Origin of the sequence: Vannielia sp. (genome assembly GCF_029212645.1) — a bacterium.
Classification (GTDB): domain Bacteria; phylum Pseudomonadota; class Alphaproteobacteria; order Rhodobacterales; family Rhodobacteraceae; genus Vannielia.
The window spans coordinates 118,904-139,960 of record NZ_JARGND010000001.1 but is presented as its reverse complement, the minus strand read 5'-3'; the positions used below and the strand labels follow the sequence as shown (position 1 = coordinate 139,960).

19 protein-coding genes and 2 tRNA genes are annotated in these 21,057 nt (G+C 61.3%); 10 read left to right on the top strand and 11 right to left on the bottom strand.

What is annotated here, in order from left to right:
- Window positions 1–17 precede the first annotated feature (17 nt).
- Window positions 18–93 (top strand) — tRNA-Lys (locus P1U55_RS00685).
- 56 nt (window positions 94–149) lie between these two features.
- Here the strand turns inward: P1U55_RS00685 and P1U55_RS00680 are convergent.
- Complete coding sequence (locus P1U55_RS00680; protein WP_301045533.1) at window positions 150–1,103, bottom strand: sulfotransferase; 954 nt, start codon at window positions 1,101–1,103, stop codon at window positions 150–152.
- 244 nt (window positions 1,104–1,347) lie between these two features.
- Here P1U55_RS00680 and P1U55_RS00675 point away from each other — a divergent pair, with 244 nt between their 5' ends.
- The 3 genes from P1U55_RS00675 to P1U55_RS00665 are packed head-to-tail and all read left to right on the top strand — an operon-like array spanning window position 1,348 to window position 4,362.
- Entirely contained in the window at window positions 1,348–2,139 is a 792-nt protein-coding gene (locus tag P1U55_RS00675) for a hypothetical protein (RefSeq protein ID WP_301045532.1), read from the top strand.
- Window positions 2,139–3,449 (top strand): hypothetical protein, encoded by a 1,311-nt coding sequence (locus P1U55_RS00670; RefSeq protein ID WP_301045531.1) that lies wholly within the window; start codon window positions 2,139–2,141, stop codon window positions 3,447–3,449. The genes P1U55_RS00675 and P1U55_RS00670 overlap by 1 nt, the downstream gene beginning before the upstream one ends.
- A gap of 7 nt (window positions 3,450–3,456) precedes the next feature.
- Window positions 3,457–4,362 (top strand): glycosyltransferase family 2 protein, encoded by a 906-nt coding sequence (locus P1U55_RS00665; RefSeq protein ID WP_301045530.1) that lies wholly within the window; start codon window positions 3,457–3,459, stop codon window positions 4,360–4,362.
- Here the strand turns inward: P1U55_RS00665 and P1U55_RS00660 are convergent.
- The 3 genes from P1U55_RS00660 to P1U55_RS00650 all read right to left on the bottom strand — a co-directional run bounded on the left by P1U55_RS00660 (window position 4,354) and on the right by P1U55_RS00650 (window position 8,524).
- The gene (locus tag P1U55_RS00660; RefSeq protein WP_301045529.1) at window positions 4,354–5,718 is read right to left on the bottom strand and encodes a polysaccharide biosynthesis/export family protein; all 1,365 of its coding nucleotides are present in this window, start codon (window positions 5,716–5,718) and stop codon (window positions 4,354–4,356) included. The genes P1U55_RS00665 and P1U55_RS00660 overlap by 9 nt on opposite strands.
- Window positions 5,719–5,780: 62 nt before the next feature.
- Window positions 5,781–6,455 carry a YjbF family lipoprotein gene (locus P1U55_RS00655; protein ID WP_301045528.1) on the bottom strand — a complete coding sequence of 225 codons (675 nt, stop codon included), beginning with the start codon at window positions 6,453–6,455 and terminating at the stop codon, window positions 5,781–5,783.
- Complete coding sequence (locus P1U55_RS00650; RefSeq protein WP_301045527.1) at window positions 6,452–8,524, bottom strand: YjbH domain-containing protein; 2,073 nt, start codon at window positions 8,522–8,524, stop codon at window positions 6,452–6,454. Before P1U55_RS00650 ends, P1U55_RS00655 begins: the two co-directional genes overlap by 4 nt.
- A gap of 311 nt (window positions 8,525–8,835) precedes the next feature.
- On the opposite strand from P1U55_RS00650, the gene P1U55_RS00645 reads away from it, so the two are divergent.
- Window positions 8,836–9,102, top strand: coding sequence for a hypothetical protein (locus tag P1U55_RS00645; protein ID WP_301045526.1), 267 nt, complete (start codon window positions 8,836–8,838; stop codon window positions 9,100–9,102).
- Window positions 9,103–9,107: 5 nt separating this feature from the next.
- Window positions 9,108–9,890, top strand: a complete 783-nt coding sequence (locus P1U55_RS00640; RefSeq protein WP_301045525.1) for a hypothetical protein — start codon at window positions 9,108–9,110, stop codon at window positions 9,888–9,890.
- Here P1U55_RS00640 and P1U55_RS00635 read toward each other — a convergent pair.
- Window positions 9,887–11,020 (bottom strand): glycosyltransferase family 1 protein, encoded by a 1,134-nt coding sequence (locus P1U55_RS00635; protein WP_301045524.1) that lies wholly within the window; start codon window positions 11,018–11,020, stop codon window positions 9,887–9,889. The genes P1U55_RS00640 and P1U55_RS00635 overlap by 4 nt on opposite strands.
- A gap of 299 nt (window positions 11,021–11,319) precedes the next feature.
- On the opposite strand from P1U55_RS00635, the gene P1U55_RS00630 reads away from it, so the two are divergent.
- Together P1U55_RS00630 and P1U55_RS00625 are read left to right on the top strand one after the other, a co-directional pair.
- On the top strand, window positions 11,320–12,765 hold the full coding sequence (locus tag P1U55_RS00630) for a mannose-1-phosphate guanylyltransferase/mannose-6-phosphate isomerase (RefSeq protein ID WP_301045523.1): 1,446 nt from the start codon (window positions 11,320–11,322) through the stop codon (window positions 12,763–12,765).
- A 6-nt stretch (window positions 12,766–12,771) separates the two neighbouring features.
- Window positions 12,772–13,548 carry a sulfotransferase family 2 domain-containing protein gene (locus tag P1U55_RS00625; protein ID WP_301045522.1) on the top strand — a complete coding sequence of 259 codons (777 nt, stop codon included), beginning with the start codon at window positions 12,772–12,774 and terminating at the stop codon, window positions 13,546–13,548.
- Here P1U55_RS00625 and P1U55_RS00620 read toward each other — a convergent pair.
- From P1U55_RS00620 to P1U55_RS00595, 6 genes are all read right to left on the bottom strand, one after another.
- The gene (locus tag P1U55_RS00620; protein ID WP_301045521.1) at window positions 13,518–14,975 is read right to left on the bottom strand and encodes a hypothetical protein; all 1,458 of its coding nucleotides are present in this window, start codon (window positions 14,973–14,975) and stop codon (window positions 13,518–13,520) included. The two genes, P1U55_RS00625 and P1U55_RS00620, sit on opposite strands and share 31 nt — an antisense overlap.
- A gap of 52 nt (window positions 14,976–15,027) precedes the next feature.
- A complete protein-coding gene (locus P1U55_RS00615; protein WP_301045520.1) occupies window positions 15,028–16,173 on the bottom strand; it encodes an acyltransferase in 1,146 nt (381 codons plus the stop codon).
- A 174-nt stretch (window positions 16,174–16,347) separates the two neighbouring features.
- Window positions 16,348–17,031 carry a sugar transferase gene (locus P1U55_RS00610; RefSeq protein WP_301045519.1) on the bottom strand — a complete coding sequence of 228 codons (684 nt, stop codon included), beginning with the start codon at window positions 17,029–17,031 and terminating at the stop codon, window positions 16,348–16,350.
- 345 nt (window positions 17,032–17,376) lie between these two features.
- Complete coding sequence (locus tag P1U55_RS00605) at window positions 17,377–17,901, bottom strand: hypothetical protein (protein WP_301045518.1); 525 nt, start codon at window positions 17,899–17,901, stop codon at window positions 17,377–17,379.
- A gap of 246 nt (window positions 17,902–18,147) precedes the next feature.
- A complete protein-coding gene (locus P1U55_RS00600; RefSeq protein ID WP_301045517.1) occupies window positions 18,148–18,417 on the bottom strand; it encodes a hypothetical protein in 270 nt (89 codons plus the stop codon).
- A complete protein-coding gene (locus tag P1U55_RS00595; protein ID WP_301045516.1) occupies window positions 18,396–18,560 on the bottom strand; it encodes a hypothetical protein in 165 nt (54 codons plus the stop codon). Before P1U55_RS00595 ends, P1U55_RS00600 begins: the two co-directional genes overlap by 22 nt.
- A gap of 97 nt (window positions 18,561–18,657) precedes the next feature.
- Here P1U55_RS00595 and P1U55_RS00590 point away from each other — a divergent pair, with 97 nt between their 5' ends.
- Window positions 18,658–20,817: a polysaccharide biosynthesis tyrosine autokinase gene (locus P1U55_RS00590; RefSeq protein ID WP_301045515.1), complete on the top strand. Its 2,160-nt coding sequence runs from the start codon at window positions 18,658–18,660 to the stop codon at window positions 20,815–20,817.
- A gap of 144 nt (window positions 20,818–20,961) precedes the next feature.
- A tRNA-Lys gene (locus P1U55_RS00585) sits at window positions 20,962–21,037 on the top strand.
- Window positions 21,038–21,057: the final 20 nt, after the last annotated feature.

Below are 21,057 nucleotides of genomic sequence, written 5' to 3'. Positions count from 1 at the left end.
AGACCGGACTTCAGAGTGGGCCGTTAGCTCAGTTGGTAGAGCAACTGACTTTTAATCAGTAGGTCGTTGGTTCGAACCCAACACGGCTCACCATTTTACACTGACATATGACAGGCGGGTGCCTTGGGCCTGCTATCGCGCGGGGAGCCCTAGGAGGGCTGCGAGGGGCTGTGATCTTTTGCGGGCCGTTTGAGGATGCCTGTTTCGGTGGCCAATTCGAGGGCCTGCCGATAATCCTCTCCCAACCGGTTTTGAAGCATGTCTCGCTGCTCGGCGGTGATCTGTGGTTTTGCGGCTTGCTTCAGGCGAACCGCATCAAACTTTTCGCGCAAAAACCGCCGTGCGGCAGGCGGAAGGATGCGGTTTGCCAGCAATCGGAACCGGGAGGTCCGATACTGCGCCACCATGCGGTTGATCCGGGGAAAACGAGCCTCGGCATAGGCATTTTTGTTCGCGGTTTCGGCGTTTTGAGACGAATGCGATAGATCAATCCCCAGAAATTCGCCCAGGTCGTTGACCAGCCAATCGGGGTCTTCCTTGAGGTCGGAAAACAGGTAAACCCGCACCCGATCAGGCCCAAACGCCTTGAGATAGGCGTGCAACCCATCAAGATAGAGCGACCGACGCAGGATGCGGAAATGCTCGGCCCAAAGCGGGGTTGGATCGCTCATTTCGGCGTCTTCCTGGGCCAGAGCCTCTTCGAAGGACTCCGTGATGTAACCATCGCGTATGCCCATCAGGTAATGCGAAAACGCCCGCGACACAGGCTCGCGCAGAACCGCGACAATGCGCGAGTCCGGCGCGGCGGCTTTGATGCGCTCTGCGGTTTCGGGGGAGGACAGGTAATGCGTGCTGGCGTCGATCCGGTAGGTCTCATTCGTGGCGGTGGCGTAAAGCGCCTCATACTCTTTGCGCCCATAGACCAGCGAGGGTGGACGCACATCGGCCTCGCGAAACCGGACCATACGATCCGCCACAAGAAAATAGGCGGGCTCCTTGTTTTCCGGGCAGAAAATGGCCGGACTGGGCTTGAGCAGATCAAACAGAAAGGTTGTTCCGCTCTTGGGGGCCCCGACAAGAAAAAGGTTGGCGATCTGGCTCATGGGGCTGCGTTTCCTGTGGGGTTACTTACGGGAGCAAGTGGGCGCTTGCCGTCAGGGCGGGCATTACCAGAATCCTTTCACAGATCAGGGCGTTTCGAAAGGCCTGTAGGGCGAGGGCAGGGCGTGTGAGATGGGTTGCGAGAGCTGCGGTTCGCACCAAAATGCTGCACTGCAACATAAACATGATGGTATCGTGATGAGGGATGCTTTAGAAATGTGGCAAACCCGAAGGCAGACCCCGCTCATGCATGACACCCTCACCGCGAAACCTTACCGCCTTGTTTGGTTTCAACATTTCCACAAGGCTGGCGGCAGTTCGGTGATTGCAGAGGCTGGATTGAACGGGGAGCGGTTTTATCCGCGCCATTACAACGGCAACCCGGTGGATGAGAACGGCTGGGAAATTCCGATTTGGCGCATGGATGAAGCAGAGCAACGGGCTTTTGTGGATCACTGCGAAACGCTGGGTGTGACCTTTGTGGCGACCGAGTGGGGCAGCCAGATATACCCTGCGCTGCGCGATGATCCGCGCGTGTTTAGCCTGACGTTCTTGCGAGACCCTTGGGACAGGCTTGTTTCGAATTACCGGTATGCGATGGCACGAGGGAATGCGCCTGCGACGCCGATTGACCAATTTTTTCCGCACCATTCGTTGATGTTTCGCCAGCCAGAATACTATACCCGGATGCTGGCGGGCGGCCTTGGTGTCTGCAAGGCAGGTGATGCTGCTTTGGCGGCGGCGGCGGGCGAGGCACTGGCGGCGATTGATTTCCGGGCTGACCTTTACAACAAAAACGCGTTCCAGGCGCTGTGCCACCGGCTTGGCTGGACCAATCACGCCGTCGTTTCCAACAAGACGCCGGGGCTTGCCATGGGTGCGTTGCAACAGGCGGCACGAGGAGATTTCGGGTTTCTTTATCGCAATATCAAGCTGAGGTCGGAGCAGTGGAACGGCATCAAGGCGTTTCGGCCCAGATTTGAAGAGATGAACCCGCTGGATCGAGCCTTGTTTGACGGTCTGGAAGAAAGCTGCTGATGCTTAGAAGCAGTATTCAGGCTCTTGCGATCCGGCTGATGGGCACGGCCATTTGGGTTGTGCTCACGATGCTTTTGGCGCGGATGGTCTCGCAGGAGGCCTTTGGGGAGTTGTTCTTCCTGATCAACCTGACGATCCTTGGCGGCACCGTTCTGACGCTGGGGTATGATGTAATTTCCCTGCGGTTTGGAGCGCCGATGTGGGCGCAGGGCGAGACCGGTGGCATGCGGGCGCTGCTCGGGGAAGGAATGGGCATATCGCTTGGGGCGTCGGCCCTGCTGGCGGCGGTTCTGCTGGGGGGGTTGGCCTTTGGCGTGGTATCGCCGGTGACGGCCTCGGTAGGATCGGCAGCGCTGGTGGTTGTGGCGATTTTCCTGACGGCGATGATTGGGCTGAGCCGCGATATGCTGCGCGCGAGTGATCGGCTGCGGCGGGCGCTGATCGGGGAAGCCTTTGTGCGCACGCTGGTCTTTGCGGTGCTGGCGGCGGCCCTATTGCTCACCGGGCAAGCCACCGCGATTGGGCTGTTCGCGCTTTACGTAGTGGCGCTGTTGCTGACAGCGGGGCTACAGGTGAACTGGGTGCGCCAGGCGATTGGCGGGATCACGGCGGCGTGGCCAACACGCGTCCATCTGCCGGTGGCGCTGGCGGTGTGGCCGGGCACAGCCTCGGGCATCATTGTGATGCGCGCGCCGGGGCTGTTTGTGGGGATGCAATCGGGCCTGGTCGAGGCGGCGCTGTTCTTTGCCGCCGACCGGGTGGCGCAGCTTTCGTTCTTTCTGGTGGCGGCGGTGCGCACCGCCGTGGCCCCGGAACTGGCGCGCGCCGAAGCATCCGAGTTGCAGGAAACCGTTGCGCGAACGAGTGCTTTGATGCTGCTCTCGGGCATCTTTGGCCTTGTGGCGGTGATGGCCTTTGGCACGGCAATGCTTTGGGCGCTTGGGCCAAACTACTACGCGGCCTTCCCGACGATGGTGTTCCTGCTGATCGGCAACTCGATGACGGCGATCTTTGGGCCGTTTCAGGTGTTGCTCAACATGCGGGGCCGCGAGCGCATTGCATCGGCCATCGTGACCGCATCGGCGGTTTTGCTGGTGGTTTTGCTGCTCACCGCCACATCGGCGCAGGGCGCGGCGATGATTTTTGCCGGGGTGCAGGCGGTGGCCTATGCCATGGGCTGGCTGGCGGTGCGCCGCACGCTTGGGGTGAGTTGCGGCATGTTCGCGGTGAAAGCGCGCCACATCAAAGAGGTGCGCGCGGAGTTTGGGGCAATGGCCCGCAAGCTGACAGGAAAACAGCACAGGAAGTGACGCCGGCATGACTGCACAGACCAAACCGCTGATCGTATCGCCGATCGTGCCCACCATGGGGCGGGCCGAGGAGATCAGGCCATTGCTGGAGAGCTTCATGCGCCAGACCCGCAAGGCCGACGAGATCCTCGTGGTGGACCAGAACGAAGATGACCGTTTGGTGCCGATCCTTGCGGAGTTCCCCGATCTGCCGATCCGCCACATCCACGATCCGGCGCTGCGCGGGCTGAACAAGAGCCGCAACCATGGCTGGCGGGAAAGCAAGGGGGATGTGATCTTTTTCCCGGATGACGATTGCTACTATCCGGATGATTTCATCGAAAAGGCGCTGGCGAAGCTGGAAGAGACGGGTGCGGATGTCGTTACCGGGCGTTGCCCGGAGGGTCGTGGTGGGCGCTACCAAACCGAGGCGATGTGGGTGGACCGGCGCACAGTTTGGACGACGCAGGTAGAGTGGATCATGATTATGCGCCGCGAGGTTCTGAAAACCATCGAGGGCTGGGATGAAAACCTGGGCGTTGGCGCTGGCACCTTTTGGGGCGCTGGCGAGGCGCAGGACCTTTCGCTCAAGGCGATGGCTTGCGGATTTCGTGAATACTACGATCCAGAGATCATTGCCCACCATCCGCCGCTCAACTTGAGTGAGATGGATGCAAAGATGGTCGCGCGTGTATCCAGCTACTCCCAGGGTATGGGATATGTGTGGATGCGCCATGGATACGGCTTGGGCCATGCGACCCATTTCATCCTGCGGGCGCTTGGCACCATGGGCAAGGCCGCGCTCAAGGGAGAGCGCGCCAAGATGCAATATGGCTGGGGCGTGTTCAAAGGCCGGTTAAGCGGCTACCTGCGGGCGCGGCGCGAGGTGGAGCGCTATCACCCACCGGTTTCACCGGGCCTGCCCCTAGTTTGACGCCGCACTGATCGAGGTGGTGATAAGCGATGGGGTGATCTGGCGGATCACGCGGTTCCACCGGGTGACGGGCTGTTCGGCGACGAAGATCACATCATTCGGGCGCAGTTCAAACTGCGCGGCCAGGGTGAAGTTGGCGGCATTGCCCGCATCAAGGTGCCACGCCGTGACAGCGCCAAACTCGGCCGGGTTATTGGACGCTCGGAGCACATAGATCTGGCGCACGTTTCCGGTGAACACCGGCACGCCTTCGGCCGCTTCAAAAAGCGCATCGGCCAGGGTTGATTGCTGCTCGAAAGGCAAGGTGAAGCGGCTTTGGGTTTTGACCTCGCCGGTGATATACGCATGATCCCGCTTGATTGCGCCCAGATCGGCGCGGGCGAGATAATTTTGCCGTGCTTCTGTGAGCGCGTTGCGGCGGATGGCGATTTCGGTCGAGAGCGCGCCGAGAGCGGCCTGACGCTGCGAGCTGCGGAAATTGGCCAGCGCGATCTGCTGCTCGAAGTAGTCTTGCGCCTGCCCGAGATCATACTCGGTGTCTACGAAGACCGAATCTCCGTTGACCAGCCGAATGCGGCGGTGATCGGAGCGGGCATTGAACGCGGAAAGCGGGATTTGATAGAGTGTGCCGTCGCGGTAGATGCGGATCGCGGCGTATTCTTCATCAGCGACGTTGATACCACCGGCGGTGGCGAGGGCCTCATCCAGATACAGCGGGGACAGGGCGACAGGCACCACACCCGGCTTGCCAACAGCGCCGCCCACGGCCACGCGGCGGGCGTTGAACTCGGCGATTTCGAGCGAGAAGGTTGGATCAATCTGGCTTTCGACGAGGCGTTGAAACAGGGCGTTTTCGGCTTCTTCAACGGTCATCCCGGCGATTCTCACCCGGCCAACATTGGGGATGGCAATCGCGCCGTCATCCTGAACGGTGTAGCCTTGGCGCGCGTTTTGCGCGGCGAGCAGGCCGGTCAGCTCTGTGACCGAGTCGTTGCTGCGCGGCGTGGCCAGCAGGACCACATCGCTGATGCCGATGGTATAGGGGCCGGGCGCGGCATTGGGTGGCAGGCGGCTTTCAAGGGGACCGGGGCGGGCAGAGGCGGTGAGCACCGGCTGGGGGGCCGCGCCGCCCGTGCGCAGCCCGCTGCCGCCACCAGCGCCGGTGGTGAACACCGAAGGCAGGCCGCGCGGACGATAGGTAGAGCGATTGGCGAGGCGGGTTGTTTCGGCGTCTATCGGGACGACGCGAACGCGGGTGCCATCAACGACACCGTCGCGCACCTTGGGGCTGTGATAGACGGCCCCGCAGGCGGAGAGGGCCAATACCAGGCCAAATGTGGTGATCCAGCGCATCATCTTTGTCTCTCTTTCCGGCGTCATGGTCGTGTTTTTCATTTTCGGACGGTGCTGCGAAGCAGTTAATTCACCAGATCGCGGAGCACCAGCATCCCCGATACGGCCCCGGCCCATTGCCGCGATTGCACAATGCGGTCGCCGCGCAACCAATAGAAGTTGCGGAAGGTTTGATCGAGGCTGCGACAGTCTTCCTGCATCAGGCGGGTCTTTACCTTGCGTAACTGACCGTCACGGGTGGCGAGGTCAATCTCGGCGGGGCCTTGGGGGGATATTGTGCACAGGTAGGTGCGGGTAACGGCCCGGTACTCCCCTGTGAGGAAGGTTTGGAAGCGCTCGGCCACGCCACCGTTGCGGCTGCGCAGCAAGGCCGAAACCTGTGCAAGATCAGAGTTCTGGATATCGTTGCCAAGCCCGGCGGTGCCGGTCAGCAAACCATCGCGCATCCGCAGGGTGACCCCATCGGGGGTGACGTAGGTTTCGGCCCCGGCGCGGCGGGTCTTGAGCACGGCGATGGTGGGATTGCCGCCTTCAAGCACCGCGACCTGCTTCGCCGGAGCGCCGCTTTCGACCAGGCGGGCAAACTCAGCGGCGGCTTGGCGTTGCTCCTGCACCGGGGTGGGGGCGCTGGTGGTGCCCAGGCGCCCGCCGGTGGCGCAGCCGGTGATCAGCAGGCAGGCCGCAGCAACAAGGCCAAGGGTGGCGCGGCGCATCAGGGGGCGGGTGAAAGGCGATTTCATCGCAGGAACTTCCCCCAGCTGGCGGCCACCGCAGCGCCGCGATAGGGGCTTACGGTATCATAAAGGCGATTGCGCACATTGAGCCGCGCACCGCCGTCGCGCAGCACGGGGCGCAGGGTTTGGTTGACGGTGCGTAGCGTTGGCCGCCCGATGATCCAGGCCAGGGGCACTTCGATGAAGATGCCCTTGTCAAAGCTGCCTTCGCCAAAATCATCGTAGGAGACATCGGTGAAGGTGGCGAAGGCGCCAACGGTGAAGCCGTTGTTGAATTGCCGCGACAGGGTGAATGTGGCGCCCCAATCCCCGGCGAGGTAGCGACCTGCATCAATTTGGCCCTTATAGCCTTTGCCAAGGTCGTAGTAGGCAGAGGCGTGGCCTGTCCAGACGGAGTAATCCTGGAACGACAGCCCCTGATCAAACTCGCGCTGAACGGCGTAATTGATCTCGACTCCGAGGGCGAGGCGGCTGTTGAGCGGATACCAGAGCAGCTCACCCGAGACACCGCCGAACATGGCCTCAAGGTAGCCAACGGAGACGCGGCCAAACAGGTCTTTGCCGGGGCGGAACATATACTCGGCGGTGGCATAATCGAGCCGCAGATCCGTGCCCTGTGCGTAGAGCGTGGCGTCGGAGCGCACATGCGGCAGCACCGAATTGGACGTGCGGGTTGATTCCCCGATGGTATTCACCGCGGGTTGGCTAAGCTGGCCTGCGAAGGTGAGGCCGGGGCGCGGGGAATAGGCGGCAGAGAGGCGCGCTCCGGCGGCGTAGCGCAGCGGCTCGTCAGGATCGAACAGCGAGGTTGTGAGGTAGGGGGCGAGAGTCCACGAAAATTTGGGATAGGCGCCGGTGACTTCGCGGGGCCGGGGGGTGCTGACGCTGTCGCGGATATCTGAGCGGGCGAGCAGGTGCCATCCGCCCTCAAGGTCGGTTTCGAGCGCCTCCAGATCGCGGCGCGACAGGGTGATTGTGGTTTGCCTTTGGCCGTTGTTGCTGAGGGTGAGGGCAAATGTTTCGACGGATGGATGCGCGGTGTTGGCCATGAGGCGGAAGGTGCGGCCAGCCTCCTGTGCGCGGGCATTGAAGCGCTCGCTTTCGACCTCGGCGTAAAGCGTATCGCCGCGCCGCTCATAGCCCAGCAGCCGGATTGACTGCGCGGCGAGCCGTGCTTCAAGCGCATCGCGGGCCGCGTTGGCGGGGACGGTGGGAGCAGTGGCTTGGCGGAGGTTCCAGCTTTGCGCGGCGACGGTGTTGCGCGGCAGCAAAGTCGGTGGCCCGGCCTCCTGCCCGCCTTGGCTGCGCGGGCGGTTCGGATCAATCACGTAGGAGGCCGAAATGCCGATCGCGTTGCCGTAAAGATAGTAGGCCGACAGATCTACGCCGTTGCGGAAGGCGTAGGTGAGGCCAAAGTTATAGGCCGAGCTGGGCGCATCCATCGCGATCTGGCTCTCAAGCTCGTAGAGATCGCTGGAATACTCGGCAACAAAGGTGAGCTGATCAGACACGGCCCATTCAACCCCGCCAAACAGGGCGGCAGGCCCGCGAAACCACTGCTTTGCCGAAAATTGCCCGGTGCGGGTGCTGCTTTCGGGGCGGGTTTCAAGGGATTCGGAGAATACGCCCAAAGGGTTATCAAAGGTCCCGCGCCCGGCAAACCGGCCCCAGCCGATGCCGCCGGTCACACGAAACCGCGGGGTGATGTGCTTGGAGGCAACGAGATACTCGCCGCTATAGATCCCGGTGCCGCCAAAATCCCGCAGGCCAAGGGCGATGGCGGGCCAATACCCCTCTTCCTCGCGCAGCAGGAAATGCAGATCGAAGCTGCGGTCGTAATAATCCTGGCCCGCAAATTCGAGCCGCCCCTGCGCCGAGTAGCGGAAGGTGCCGAGGATGCGCGGGGTGATCTGGAAGGCCAGCGTATTGCGGGTGACGGGACTGTAGTGCGCCGTTGTCAGCGCAAGGCTGCCATCCGGCAAAACGCCGGCGGTTGGCATATCCACCAAGCCGGGGGTGCCATAAAACGACAGCCGCTCGCGGGCGGTGGCCCCATCTCCGGAACCGGCAAGCACGAAACCGGCCGATGCAACGGCAAGAGAAAGAACACGGGGCGTAGGAAACAAGGGCAGACTCCGGAGGTGCGGCTAATAGAGGGCTCCAGCCAGATTATCAGCTTGGCGTTTGAGCGCGTTTACCCACGGTAACGAACAGCGCTTTTTTGCAGATGTGGCGCGGCAATGCCACATCATTGGCACATCCGGGCGCCGCACGGTGGATTTTGCGGCTGTTTACGATTGGGGGGTAGCCTTTGGGAGTTCGATCTACTTGGCCCGGCCTGCAAATTTTGATGCGGTGCGGGCCTTCAATTTTAGAAGGAAGCCCCATGTTCGATCCGTTTGAAGACCGCACCCCGAGCGCTCAGGGACCGGCCAACGACCTTGCGCCTGTGACCCCTTCGGACAGCACCGATCTACCCTCGGTGGCGATTGCGCTTTACGTTGAAACCGCCGGCGCGCTTTCGTTTGTTTCGCAAGCTGGGGAAAGCCGGACTGTGGCGCTTGCGGATTTTGCGATCCTTCCGGTTGGCGTGCGCCGGGTGATGGCCACGGGCACAACGGCCGCTGGCATCCATGCCTTCGTTGTGGGGTAAGGCCGATGCACGAAATGAACCTGTCGATCATCGACGTAGCGCTGCGGCGCGGGGCTGGCAGCACGGGGCCACCGCCTGGGCCCGCCGTGACGGCGCTTGCGGATTGGGACCCTTCGGACCTTTCGACGCTCTATCAGGATGGCGCGATGACTGTGCCGGTGACAGCCAGTGGCGATCCGGTGGGGGCGGTGGCCGACAAGAGCGGCAACGGGTTTCACCTGACCCAGTCAGAAAGCGCGCGCCGCCCGGTCTATCGCACCAGCGGGGGGCTGCATTGGTTGGAGTTTGACGGCTCCGGGCAATACCTGAGCCGTGCCAGTTTTGCGGTTCCCGATACCATTTCGGTCGGACAGGCGTTCGAGGTGCTTTCGACGCCGCATCTGAACAGCTTTAGCTACATCTTTACCGGAAGCGGCGAGAAATTTGCCCGCCGGGCGCAGGTGGCAGGGCAGTTCCGCGGGACGTTTTTCAACAATGGGCTTAGTGTGGCGAGCCGGTCAGCATCGGAAGCCCCGGTTGATTGGATCGACGGCGCACCGCATGTATTTGCCGACGTTCTGGATGCCGGCGCCGGGGCGGTGGTACAGCGAGTCGACGGGGTTCAGGGGTGGAGCAAGAGCGGATACACTGGCCTTTCGATGTCTGACTATACCTTGCTTGTTGGTGTCAACGACTTCATCGCGCATCCCATTGAAATGAAACTTTATGGCATGACGGTTTGGACCAACCCGGCCGAAACTCAAGCCGCTGAGGCAAAGCTTGCCGCAAGAGCGAGAATGGCAATTTAGGGTGCCGCCGCGCTTGTTTCGGCGGCGGTGATGGCGGCAAGGACCTTTTGTGCCGCGCGCTCCCATGTGAAGCGCGCGGCCTGTGCCTTTCCGGCGGCGGCAAGTGCCTTGCGGCGCTCTGGATTGGCTTCGATCACCTCCAGCGCGGCGCGCCATGCGGCGGGGTCTTCCGGATCGGCGAAAAGCGCGGCGTCACCGCAGACTTCGGGCACCGCGCCGCCGGTTGTGACGATGGCCGGGCAGCCATGCGCCATGGCCTCAAGCGGGGGCAGGCCAAAGCCCTCGGTGAGGGATGGGAAGGCCAGCGCGGTGGCCCCCTGATAAAGCGCCACCAGTTCACCATCTGTCACACGGCCAAGGAAGCGCACGCCCTTGCCCTCAATCAGCCCGTGATCACTGAACACAGACGCATTGCCGCCCCCCGCCACCACAAGCGGCAGCGCACCTTCCGGGCGGTTGCGTGCGACTTCGATCAACATGGGCAGGTTTTTGTGCGGCGCGAGGGTGCCGATTGCCAGAAAGTAGCCCTGCGGGTTGAGCCGGTGGCGCGCCAATGTGCTCGCATCGGGTGAAATGCGGTGGATATGGTCAACCCCGTTATGCACCACGATGGCCTTGCCCGGCGGGACAACGCCATGGTCTTCAAGCTGGCGGCGGGAGAAATCTGACACGGTGAGCACCACCGATGCCCGTTTGGCGACGCGAGGTTGCAACAGGTTGTAGATCGCGCGGAACTTGCGGGAATAGGCCTGCGGCTGGCTGAACACCTGTGCATCGTGGATCATCACCACCTGGCGCGTGCGCCACACCGGGCCCATATTGCAAAAGCTCAGCAGCCAATCTTCGGGCGCGGTCCGCCAGAGCGCCACCTGCTCCCAGAAATAGCCATCGCTGGCCATGGTTGGGACCACATCAAGCCCGAGCAGCCCCGCGATGGCCTGTGCCGAGTTGTCACGCTCCTGCGCGCCTGCCTTGGGCAGCGCAAGGCGCAGGCGGCGGCTTGGCCCATCTTGCGTGGCCAGTTGAGCAAGGAGCGCGGTGGACAGTTCGGCGGCGACCCTATCGACGCCGGTCATCGGGCGGGACAGGAAGCGGCCGTTCAGGATGAGATCGCGTGCGGTTTGAGGCATGTGGCCCTTGATTTGTGCGGTTAAGTACGAGGCGCGGGCAGCAACCGGTGCCGCAGGGCGAATAGGGGGTCAGACGGCGGCAGTTTTCAAGGGTGGGGTTGGTCAGCCATGTTTGATGCTGCATTGCGGCAACGCTTGGCTATAATCGGCGGTAAATCAGGCGGCGTAGAGGCGATTTTTCTGCATCTGCAAAAAACCCGGCAACGAATGTGGATATATTGAAGCAGTTTACATAATCTCTGGAAAAAAGACGCCGGGGCGCACTGCCGTGTTCCGACCCAAGGAAGATAGGGACATTCATGATTTATCCGACAATTCTGTGTGGTGGATCGGGCACCCGGCTGTGGCCTCTGTCGCGTAAGAGCTACCCAAAGCAATTTGCCCAACTGTCCGGGGAGGAAACGCTTTTTCAGGGGTCGGCGAAGCGGATGTGCGGCGCGATTGGCGAGGAGAGCTTTGCCAAGCCGGTTGTTCTCACCGCATCGGACTTTCGGTTTATCGTGGTGGAGCAGCTTGCCGAGGTGGGCATTGATCCCGGCGCGATCCTGATTGAGCCAGAAGGGCGCAACACGGCGCCGGCGATCTTGGCGGCGGCGCTGCATGTGAGCGCGCAAGACCCGGAGGCGGTGATGCTGGTCTCGCCCTCGGACCATGTGATCCCCGACACGGCGGCCTTTGGCGCGGCGGTGGCGCGTGGGCTGAGCGCGGTGGCGCAGGGCAAACTGGTGACATTCGGCATCCAGCCAACCCGTGCCGAAACCGGCTATGGCTATCTTGAGCTTTCACAAAAGCCCGATGGCAGCGGCAGCGCGATTGATCTGAAGGCCTTTGCCGAAAAGCCCGATGCCGCACGGGCGCAGGAGATGCTTGGAGCCGGAAACTACCTGTGGAACGCGGGGATTTTCCTGTTTCGCGCGGCGGACATCATCAAGGCGTTTGAGGCCCATGCGGGCGGTCTTGTTGGGCCGGTGCGCGAGGCGGTGGATCAGGCCGAAGTCGACCTTGGTTTTTTGCGCCTTGCGCCGGAGCCATGGGCCGAGGTTGAGAACATTTCAATTGATTATGCCGTGATGGAAAAGGCCGATAGCCTTGCTGTTGTCCCGTTTGACAGCGGCTGGTCTGATCTGGGCGGCTGGGATGCGGTGTGGCGTGAATCCGGGCCGGATGATGCAGGCGTGGTCACATCGGGCGATGCCACGGCGATTGAGTGCGCCAACACCTTGCTGCGCTCTGACAGCGAGCGGCTTGAGGTGGTGGGCATTGGCCTCGAGAACGTGATGGCCGTGGCGATGAATGACGCGGTCCTGATTGCCGATATGTCACGCGCGCAGGACGTGAAGGAAGCGGTGGCGGCGCTCAAGGCCAAGGGCGCTTCGCAGGCCACGCATTTTCCAATGGACCACCGGCCATGGGGCTGGTTCGAAAGCCTTGTTGTGGGCAATCGCTTTCAGGTGAAGCGCATTCATGTGCATCCCGGTGCGGCGCTGTCGCTGCAAAGCCATTTTCACCGCTCTGAGCATTGGATTGTGGTGGAAGGAACCGCGCGCGTTACCGTTGATGGTGAGGTGAAGCTTGTGGCGGAAAATGAATCGATTTACGTGCCTTTGGGGGCCAAGCACCGGATGGAAAACCCCGGCAAGGTGCCGATGGTCTTGATCGAGGTTCAGACCGGCTCTTACGTGGGCGAGGACGATATTATCCGCTACGAAGATGTGTACGCGCGCGGCCAGGGTGCGAAGGGGTAAGCGCGGATGATCGGGCTGGCCAAGACTGCGCTGAGGTCATCGCGCCGGGTGCGCGAGCGGCTGACCCCGCATCGCATTTTGTTTCATCACATCCCCAAGTGCGGCGGCAGCGCCATCACCCGGCCATTTCGGATGCGCTCGGCACTGTCGTTTCACAAGGTGGATGAGGACGGCACGCTCAACATGGTCGATCCCGGCGGCGAGGTTGGGCACTTTGCGCGCCACGATGCGGCTTTTGCGCTGAAGCGCGATCTGTGCCGCTATTTTGCCACCACCGGGACGGCGCTGGTGCAGGCGCATGTGCCCTACTTTCCGGCCCGCGAGGGCGAGCCGCTGGACAGCTATGACCGGATCACGCTGCTGCGTGAGCCCAGGGCACGCTTCCTGTCCCATTACTTTTGGGACAAGGGACGCGACAATCAAAACGGGATTACCCTTGAGCTGGAAGAATTTCTGGATACCGAGCAGGCCCACGCCTTTGGCAGCCTGATGACGCGTTTCCTCAGCGATCATGCCTGGCCCAAGGCCTGCACGCCGGAGGCGGTTGAGGCGGCGGTGCAAAATGCCGCGCGATTCCGCATTATTGGTTTTCTTGAGGATCTGCCGAAGTTTGCCGAGGATGTGCGGGCGGGCTACGGCTGGAAAATGCGCTTTCCGGTGGGCAACAAGGGCTCGGTTTCGGACTATGACAGCATTCTCACAGGGCCATTGGCGGCGCGATTGGATGAGGTTTGCGCGGCGGATATCGCGCTTTACGAGCGGCTGTTTACGGCGGGGCGCTGAGGGGCCGCTGCGGTGCTGCCGTGGTCCGGGGACAGGTGCATTTGGGTGGCCGCGGTGCTGATCCAGAGCGGCCGCCGGGTGGTAACGGCCATGGCCGATATCAGCATTGAGGCGATGCCGGGATCAAGCAGCGTGCGGCTTGCGCCTTCACCGATCAGGTACACCGCGACGGCGGTGGTGGCTGCAAACCAGTGGTGGTAGTCGGCCGGGTTCTGGCCCTTGAGCCGCCCGCGCCCGCGCATCACCAGAAAAAAGAACAGCACAAACAGGATGGTGCCGGGCAGGCCAATGTTGCCAAGCCACACGAATGGCAGGCCGTTGGAGACAACAGATCCCGCGCCGGCGCCGAGATACCATGTGTCGCGCAGGGTGGTCAGGCTGAGCCGGAGGGAGGCGCTGCGCACCAGGCCGGAGTCGCTATCAGCCTTGTTGAACACCAGACTGTTGACCACATCCACCACGATTGGCCCTGCGGGCGTGAGGGCGAGGATTGCGCTCAACGAGAGCAGGAAAACGGCCAGCAGGGCGCCGATTCGGTAGGACGACAGCCGCGAAACCCGGCTGGCAAAGAGAAACCGCGCCGTGAGCACCGTGAAGGCGGCGGCAATGCACAGGAAGGCCGAGGTTGAGAGCGTTGAAAGCCCGGTCACAAACAACAGTGCAGCGAGGCGGAAGTTGCGCTTGCCGCCGCGCATCAGCCAAAGCGCAAAGAAGTAAGAGAAGAGGATGCCCGCGAGGATGCCGTAGCGCGATGCCTCAACCATGGCGCCAATGGTGCGATCAAGCCCGAGCATCTGGTGCGAATCGTTGATGCGGTAGCTGGCGGTTCTGACGATCGACAGGATCGAATCGAGCCCGATGATATCCGCCAGACCAAGGCCCGCGTGAACCGTCGCGGCGATTGCGAGGCCGCGATCAAGCAGCGCATAGCCGTGTTTCCGCCCAAGCCGAACTGCCACCACAAAGACCAACGCCGAAAACAGGGTGTAAGCGGGTTGGGTGAAGTTTGCAGAACTGGGGCGCAGCGGTGACAGGGAGAGGCCGGGCACGTTATTGGCGTAGCGTTGCTCGCCGGCGAACGTCAGGCTGGGGTTCACCACCCAGATATCGCGGAAGACGTTGGGCAGGAACAGGGCGGAGAGAAACACATAGCTGATAAGCAGAAACAGCACGGCCTGCTCAACCTCGACCCGGCCACGGGGCTTGGCCGAGGGTTTGCGCAGCAGCGCGGCGGCCCCGGCGGCGCCCATGATGAGTGCAAAGGCCAGATGCTCGGCCAGAATGTTCAGGCCCCCTGCGCTTAACACCGCCGAGGTGCGAAACGGCACCGACACGCAGGCGCACAAGAACGCTGCCCGCAACCCGCCAAAGGCAAAGGCCAGAGCCACCAGCATGGGCAGAAGGAGGGCGATCGGGTGGATGCTCACGGCTACTTTTACGCTGGATTTGCCAAAATCAGAAGACCATTTGCAGCAGAACTCAGGGGGTGGCGCGGCGTTTGCGTGGCCGCCCGAGGGCTTTGCCCGGAACCTCAATGTAGCGATAGGTGAGTGCTGATACCCCGATGACAATGGTAACAGTGGCGATGTTGAGCAGCGCGGCCCATTCGGTTTCGAGCGGAGGCCGCCCGTTCAGGCCCTCGATCTGGGCGGTGGGCAGCTTGACGATGTAGCGAAACACATTATCGACACCGGCCACGATGATCGCGTGGGTCATGTAGATCGAATAGGAAATCAGGCCGATAAAGCGGAATGCCTGTAGCGACATCAGCCGGGTCACCACGCCGGTGCTATTGGCGAACCAAAAGAGCGTTACGGCGAAGGTGGCAATGGTGATGGCCTGCACCGCCACGTTGCCGTGGGCGTAGGAGACCAGCAGGATGCAAAGAGCGCAAAGCGCAACCTCCACCGCCGACAGAAACGCCGGACCGACCGCAAGGGTGAAATGGCGGTGAAAGTGGCAGATCAGCGCCCCGGTGCAAAACGACAGAACGCAGCGCAGGAAGCCGTAATCATAGGTGAAGAGCATCCCGTGGCGCGTGTCCAGTGCCAGCCCGAGCCAAACCAGCAAAATTCCGGACCCCACCGCGCAGATGGCGAGGGTCAGGGGAAGGAAGCGTCCGGAAAGGGACACCAGCGCAAAAAACAGGACATAGGCCCAGAACTCCACGCTGATGCTCCACGAGGGGTAATTCCACGACAGATAGTCCAGCACATGCATCGAGTGGACGAGCGCGAGATTGGCCAGAAAGCTCTCGGGGTTGCTCGAAAGCGTGGGGTCTTCGCCAAATCCCATGGTGGTGTAGACGTAGAGTTTGGCGAGGATATAGGGCACCCAAACCAGTAGCAAAAACAGGTGTAGCGGGTAGAGCCGGGCGAGGCGGGCGCGCAAGTAGGGCCAAAACCCAAGCCCCTCGCGGATGCGGGCAAGATAGGCGTGGCTCATCACGAAGCCGGAGAGCAGGAAGAAGAAATCAACAAAGATTCCAGCGCCTTGCAGGAAGCTCAGCCGATCACCGTTGACGAAGCCAAGATGATAGAGAACCACCGAAACCGCTGCGATGCCGCGAAACGACTCGAGAGATGGGTAGAACGCGGGCGGGGGACCGGAGCGGCGCTTCAGCACGGCGGCACCCGCTGCGCCAAGGACAAGCCAGCGCCGCCGACATGAAGCGCCAGGATGAAAAGCGGGATGAGGAAAGGGTGCACGCCCAAGGTTATGCCTGTTTTTAGGGATCGGCTGCGAACATACAGGGTTTTGGGAGGGCTGCCATGGCACGGACTGGGCGCGCGCTTGCGATTACTTCCCGGTGCGGTTCAGCACCACGCTAACCGTGCGCAAGATGAGCGAGAGGTCTGACAGGAAGCCAAGCTGCCGCTCATACGTCTCATCATAATTGACCCGGTCCATGAAGGTGGTTTGGCTGCGACCGAAAACCTGCCACAGGCCGGTAATGCCCGGGCGCAAAGCGAAGTAAGCCTTGCCGCCGCCCTTGCGATAGAGCGTTTCCTGATCATCGGTGAAAGGGCGGGGGCCGACGAAGCTCATATCGCCCATCAGGATGTTGAAAACCTGAGGCAGTTCATCAAGGCTGGTGGCGCGCACAAAGGCCCCAACGCGCGTGATCCGGGGATCATTGTCGAGCTTCTGGTGGACGTGCCACTCATGCGCCATGGCGGGATCACGCGCGCACATCTCGTGAAGCACCGCATCCGCGTTGATGACCATGGAGCGGATCTTGAAACAGTTAAACTTGCGGCCATCCTGGCCAACGCGGACTTGAGTGTAAAAGCCCGGCCCACCATCTAGCCTGGTGAGGGCCCACAGGACCGCCAGCACCGGAAGGATCAGTGGCAGGATGAGAAGGGCAAATACGACATCGAAGATCCGCTTGCCAAGGAGACGGTAAACCTTGCTTGCACGCCGGGGCGGGAAAGCGACGGCTTCAGCAACACCAAGGTCTTCAAAAATGGCTGACTTCATCACGACACCCCCGTTCCAAGTACGCTTCCCGACTTGCGTAACATGGAATGCAATAAACATATTGCACTTGCAGCACATCCGGACGTTGACGTAGGGATAAGGACGATTTGACGACAAATCCAGCACAATTTGATGAAAGTTAAGGCATAGTTAATTCGCGCTAACGTTTACTAGACGTTGAATTAACCGGGTGCTGCGGTGAAAGATGGTGCAACCACGCGAGTCTCTCGAAATGCGTGCGAATCGCCAAAAATGCTCCCGCTTGGGGTATTTCCGCACAAAAGGATTCTGCGCCGCAGCGAAAGGTTTCGCAGCAGCGCGGTGTGTCATCAGGTTTTTGGAGTATCAGCGCGAACGGGACGCCAGGCTTGCGCAGGCCGGAACGCCAAGCGCGATGAGGTTGGCCCCGGACACCCGGAACATTCCCTTGGATTTTTTGCGACCCTCGGCAAGATACCAATCCGCCAAGACCGGCGGATAGTAGGAGGCAATGAGGCGCGAGAGGTAATCTGCCTGTTCGGGCGTCAAACTGCCGAACGCCATGCCCGGCGCATGAAACCCAAAGCTGGTTTGCGGCGACACGCAGACATCTTCGACGGCGAGATACATCGTGCAGGATGACAGGCAGACGCGGCCCCGAATCTCGACACGCTGATGACGTGCGCGGATTCTGTCGATCTCGCGCAGGCGCGCCCTGATAAAGCCGCCCTGATCGCTGCCAACGATGATTGTTGCGCCGTAGGGCGCCGCCTTTGCGGCCTCGGGCGGGGCAGCGAGGCTAAGAGTTAAGGCTGCCGTAAGTGCCACTGAGGTATTGCGAACAGCCAAGCGAAATTGCGACCGGAATCCGGCCAATGGAACGATTTTCATGATACACCACCATTTTCTGTGCTGCGCCTCGTTCAGCGTGAACCGGAGGTGCGGCCACGCTTGCGAAGACAGCATGACAATCGCTGGTTAAGAACAACTTAAGATTGTGGAAAAAATGCGGGTGGCATATGAATTTTTTGCCCTGAAACGCTGTCGGCCGCGCTCGTTGCTGAGCGCGGCCGACAGGGTTTCAATGCGAGCCAGAGGATGCGCCCCAAGCCGGGCCAAACCCTGGGTTGGCTGTAGTTAGTTACCGAAGGTGCTGTTGGCAGAGCCGCCGCCGCCACCACCACCCGCGCCAGCAGCGACCAGCAGGCCTAGCGGCACCAAGAGTAGCGGTGCGGCGTTCGTGGCCAATCCGGGAACGGGAAGGTTGGAGGCAGCACACTGGGCTTGGGCACGGTTTGCGGGATTGGTGCAATCGACTGGAGCAGCGTTTTGAGCGACAGCGGCTGATGCAACAACCGAAAGGGCGAAAGCGATTGAAATCCTGTTCAGGCGCATGATGGTCTCCATTTGATCTGTTCCTTGCGTAGCATTTTTGCACGTGCAGCGAAAGCGCTACGACCCACGATGGTGAATTGGCGATTGCCAACGGCGTTGAGGAGACGCAACTGGCGCATCTTTGCACTGGGACGAGTGTTTTTGTCGATTTTCATGGCAGGATTGGGCGGAATGTGGGAAATGGGGAGGGTGTGACGGCAATTTACAGCCAAACAGGATTTTTGCAGGTGCAGAAAATAGTGGGGCATCAGATTGCAGCAGGACGTTAACTTCTCCCGTGGTACATTGCAGGGCACCGCTGGCGGTGACGGGCAGAGTGGCGAAGATTACCTTAAAGTTGGTGATGCGTTTCGGACGATCTGGCGGGGCAAACTGCTGATCGCGCTGGTCGCGGTACTGTGCGTTATTCCCGGCGTTTACTATGCCTACTTTGGCGCGACCTCGATGTACGAGGCTGACACGGTTCTCAAGCTGAACACGCAGGAACAGACGGTTCTGGATATTGACCAGGTCATCGGTGGGCTGACCTCTGACACCAATCAGGTGAACTCGGAGATGCAGGTGCTCACCTCGCGGGGCCTCATGCAGCGGGTCGTGGAAAAGCTGAACCTTGTGGACGACCCCGAGTTCAACCCGCGGCTGCGCGAGCCGACCAGCCTTGATATTGTGCGTGGTGCGGTGCGCAACCTGCTGCTGGGCGAGGACGAGAATGCCACCTCGGCCACCGAAGAGATGCGCGCGCGCCGAGCCCGGGACAATGCCGTAAGGATACTGAGCCAGAAGGTGACGGTGCGGGCCGTGCCAAGCAGCGTGGTGTTTCGCATTGCCGCCTCAACCACCGATCCCGAAAAATCGGCCCGGATCACTGACACGATTGCCGAACTCTATATCCTGAGCCAACTGGAAACCAAATTCGAGGCAACCAAGCAGGCAACGGTTTGGCTATCGGAGCAGGTCGCGGTTTTGCGCGGGGATCTGGAGGCCGCCGAGGCGCGGCTTTCGGCGTTCAACACCGGGACCAACCTTGTATCGGTTGAAACGCTTCAGGCGCTTGAGCGCCAGTTAAAGGATCTGCGTGATCGGGTGGAAAGCGTCGCGGCAAACGCCGAGGCAGGCTCAAAGCAGGTGGCGGCGATGGAGCAGGCGACCACCGCTGCCCAAAAGGCGGAGATGGCACAGGACCCAACGCTCACCCATCTCTTGGCGCGGATCAACGCTGGCGATGCGGCGGCTGAGCAAAGTTTCAATGCGCGGTTCGAGGCATTGCTCACGGCCAAGCGCGTTGATCAGCTTCGCCGTGAAAACCAGCTTGAGGCGCTGCGCAACTCACGCGAGGTGCAACAGGACAGGATCGCGGCGCAGAATGCCGACCTGATCCAATTGCAGCAGTTAACGCGCGAAGCCGAAGCAACGCGCGCGCTATATGAGTACTTTCTGGCGCGGATGAAGGAAACTTCGGCGCAGCAGGGTATTCAGCAGGCCGATAGCTCAATCATCTCGCGGGCGGTGGTTTCGGGGGTTGCGACCTCGCCCAAGCGCAGCATGATCATGCTTGCCGCGGGCTTGTTTGGGCTGTTGCTGGGAACGGCGTTGGTGTTGTTGCGCGAAGCCCGCAACCGGACATTCCGGCTGGCGACTGACCTTGAGCGGATGACTGGCCTGCCGGTGTTGGGGCAATTGCCCGCTGTTCCGGGCCGGAGCCGCCTGAAAATGCTGCAACATATTCAGGCGAATCCCTCATCGGCCTACGCTGAAGCGCTGCGAAACCTGCGAACCTCTCTCATGTTGGCGAATGGTGAGGCGGCTGCGCCACAGGTGATCCTGTGCACCTCGGCGGTCCCTGGCGATGGCAAGACAACCCTGTCGCTCACGCTGGCACAGAACTTTGCGGCATTGGGCAAACGGGTGGTGCTGGTAGAAGGTGACGTGCGGCGGCGCTCGCTTCTCAAGTTCTTTGATGATTTGCCGAAAACCGGGCTTAGCGCGGTTTTGGCGGGTGAGGCGGATCTGGAAGACGCGACTTACCACAGCGATGATCTGAATATCGACATCATCGTGGGGGATCAGCATGAGGTGAACGCTGCTGATGCCTTTGCCTCGGATGGGTTTTCGAGCTTCATCGAGCGGCTGCGCGGCACGTATGATGTGGTGATCATTGATACGGCGCCGGTGCTTGTGGTGCCTGATGCGCGAATCGCCGCCAGGGTTGCGGATGCCGTGCTGTTTGTTGTGCGCTGGGACAGCACCTCGATGGATCAGGTGCAGGAAGGATTGCGGCTGTTCCGCCAGGCCGGGATTGGCGGGATCGGGATGGCACTGACGCAGATCAACTTCCGGCGGATGCATGATTACGGCTACGGCGGAAAATACGGTGCCTATGGTGCATATGGTGCAACGTACTACCAGAAGTGATCGGCCCGGATTGAAGATGAGCGCCAATACGATGAGCGGCTTTCTGTGGCGCAAAACCGGCGGAGCGGGCGGGGAGATGGTGCGCTGGCAAAGATTCCCGCTTGACCCTCCGCAGGTGATTGCCTAGAGAGCGGGCCTCAGAGTGGGCCGTTAGCTCAGTTGGTAGAGCAACTGACTTTTAATCAGTGGGTCGCTGGTTCGAACCCAGCACGGCTCACCACTGAAGTTTCATTTCGTGAG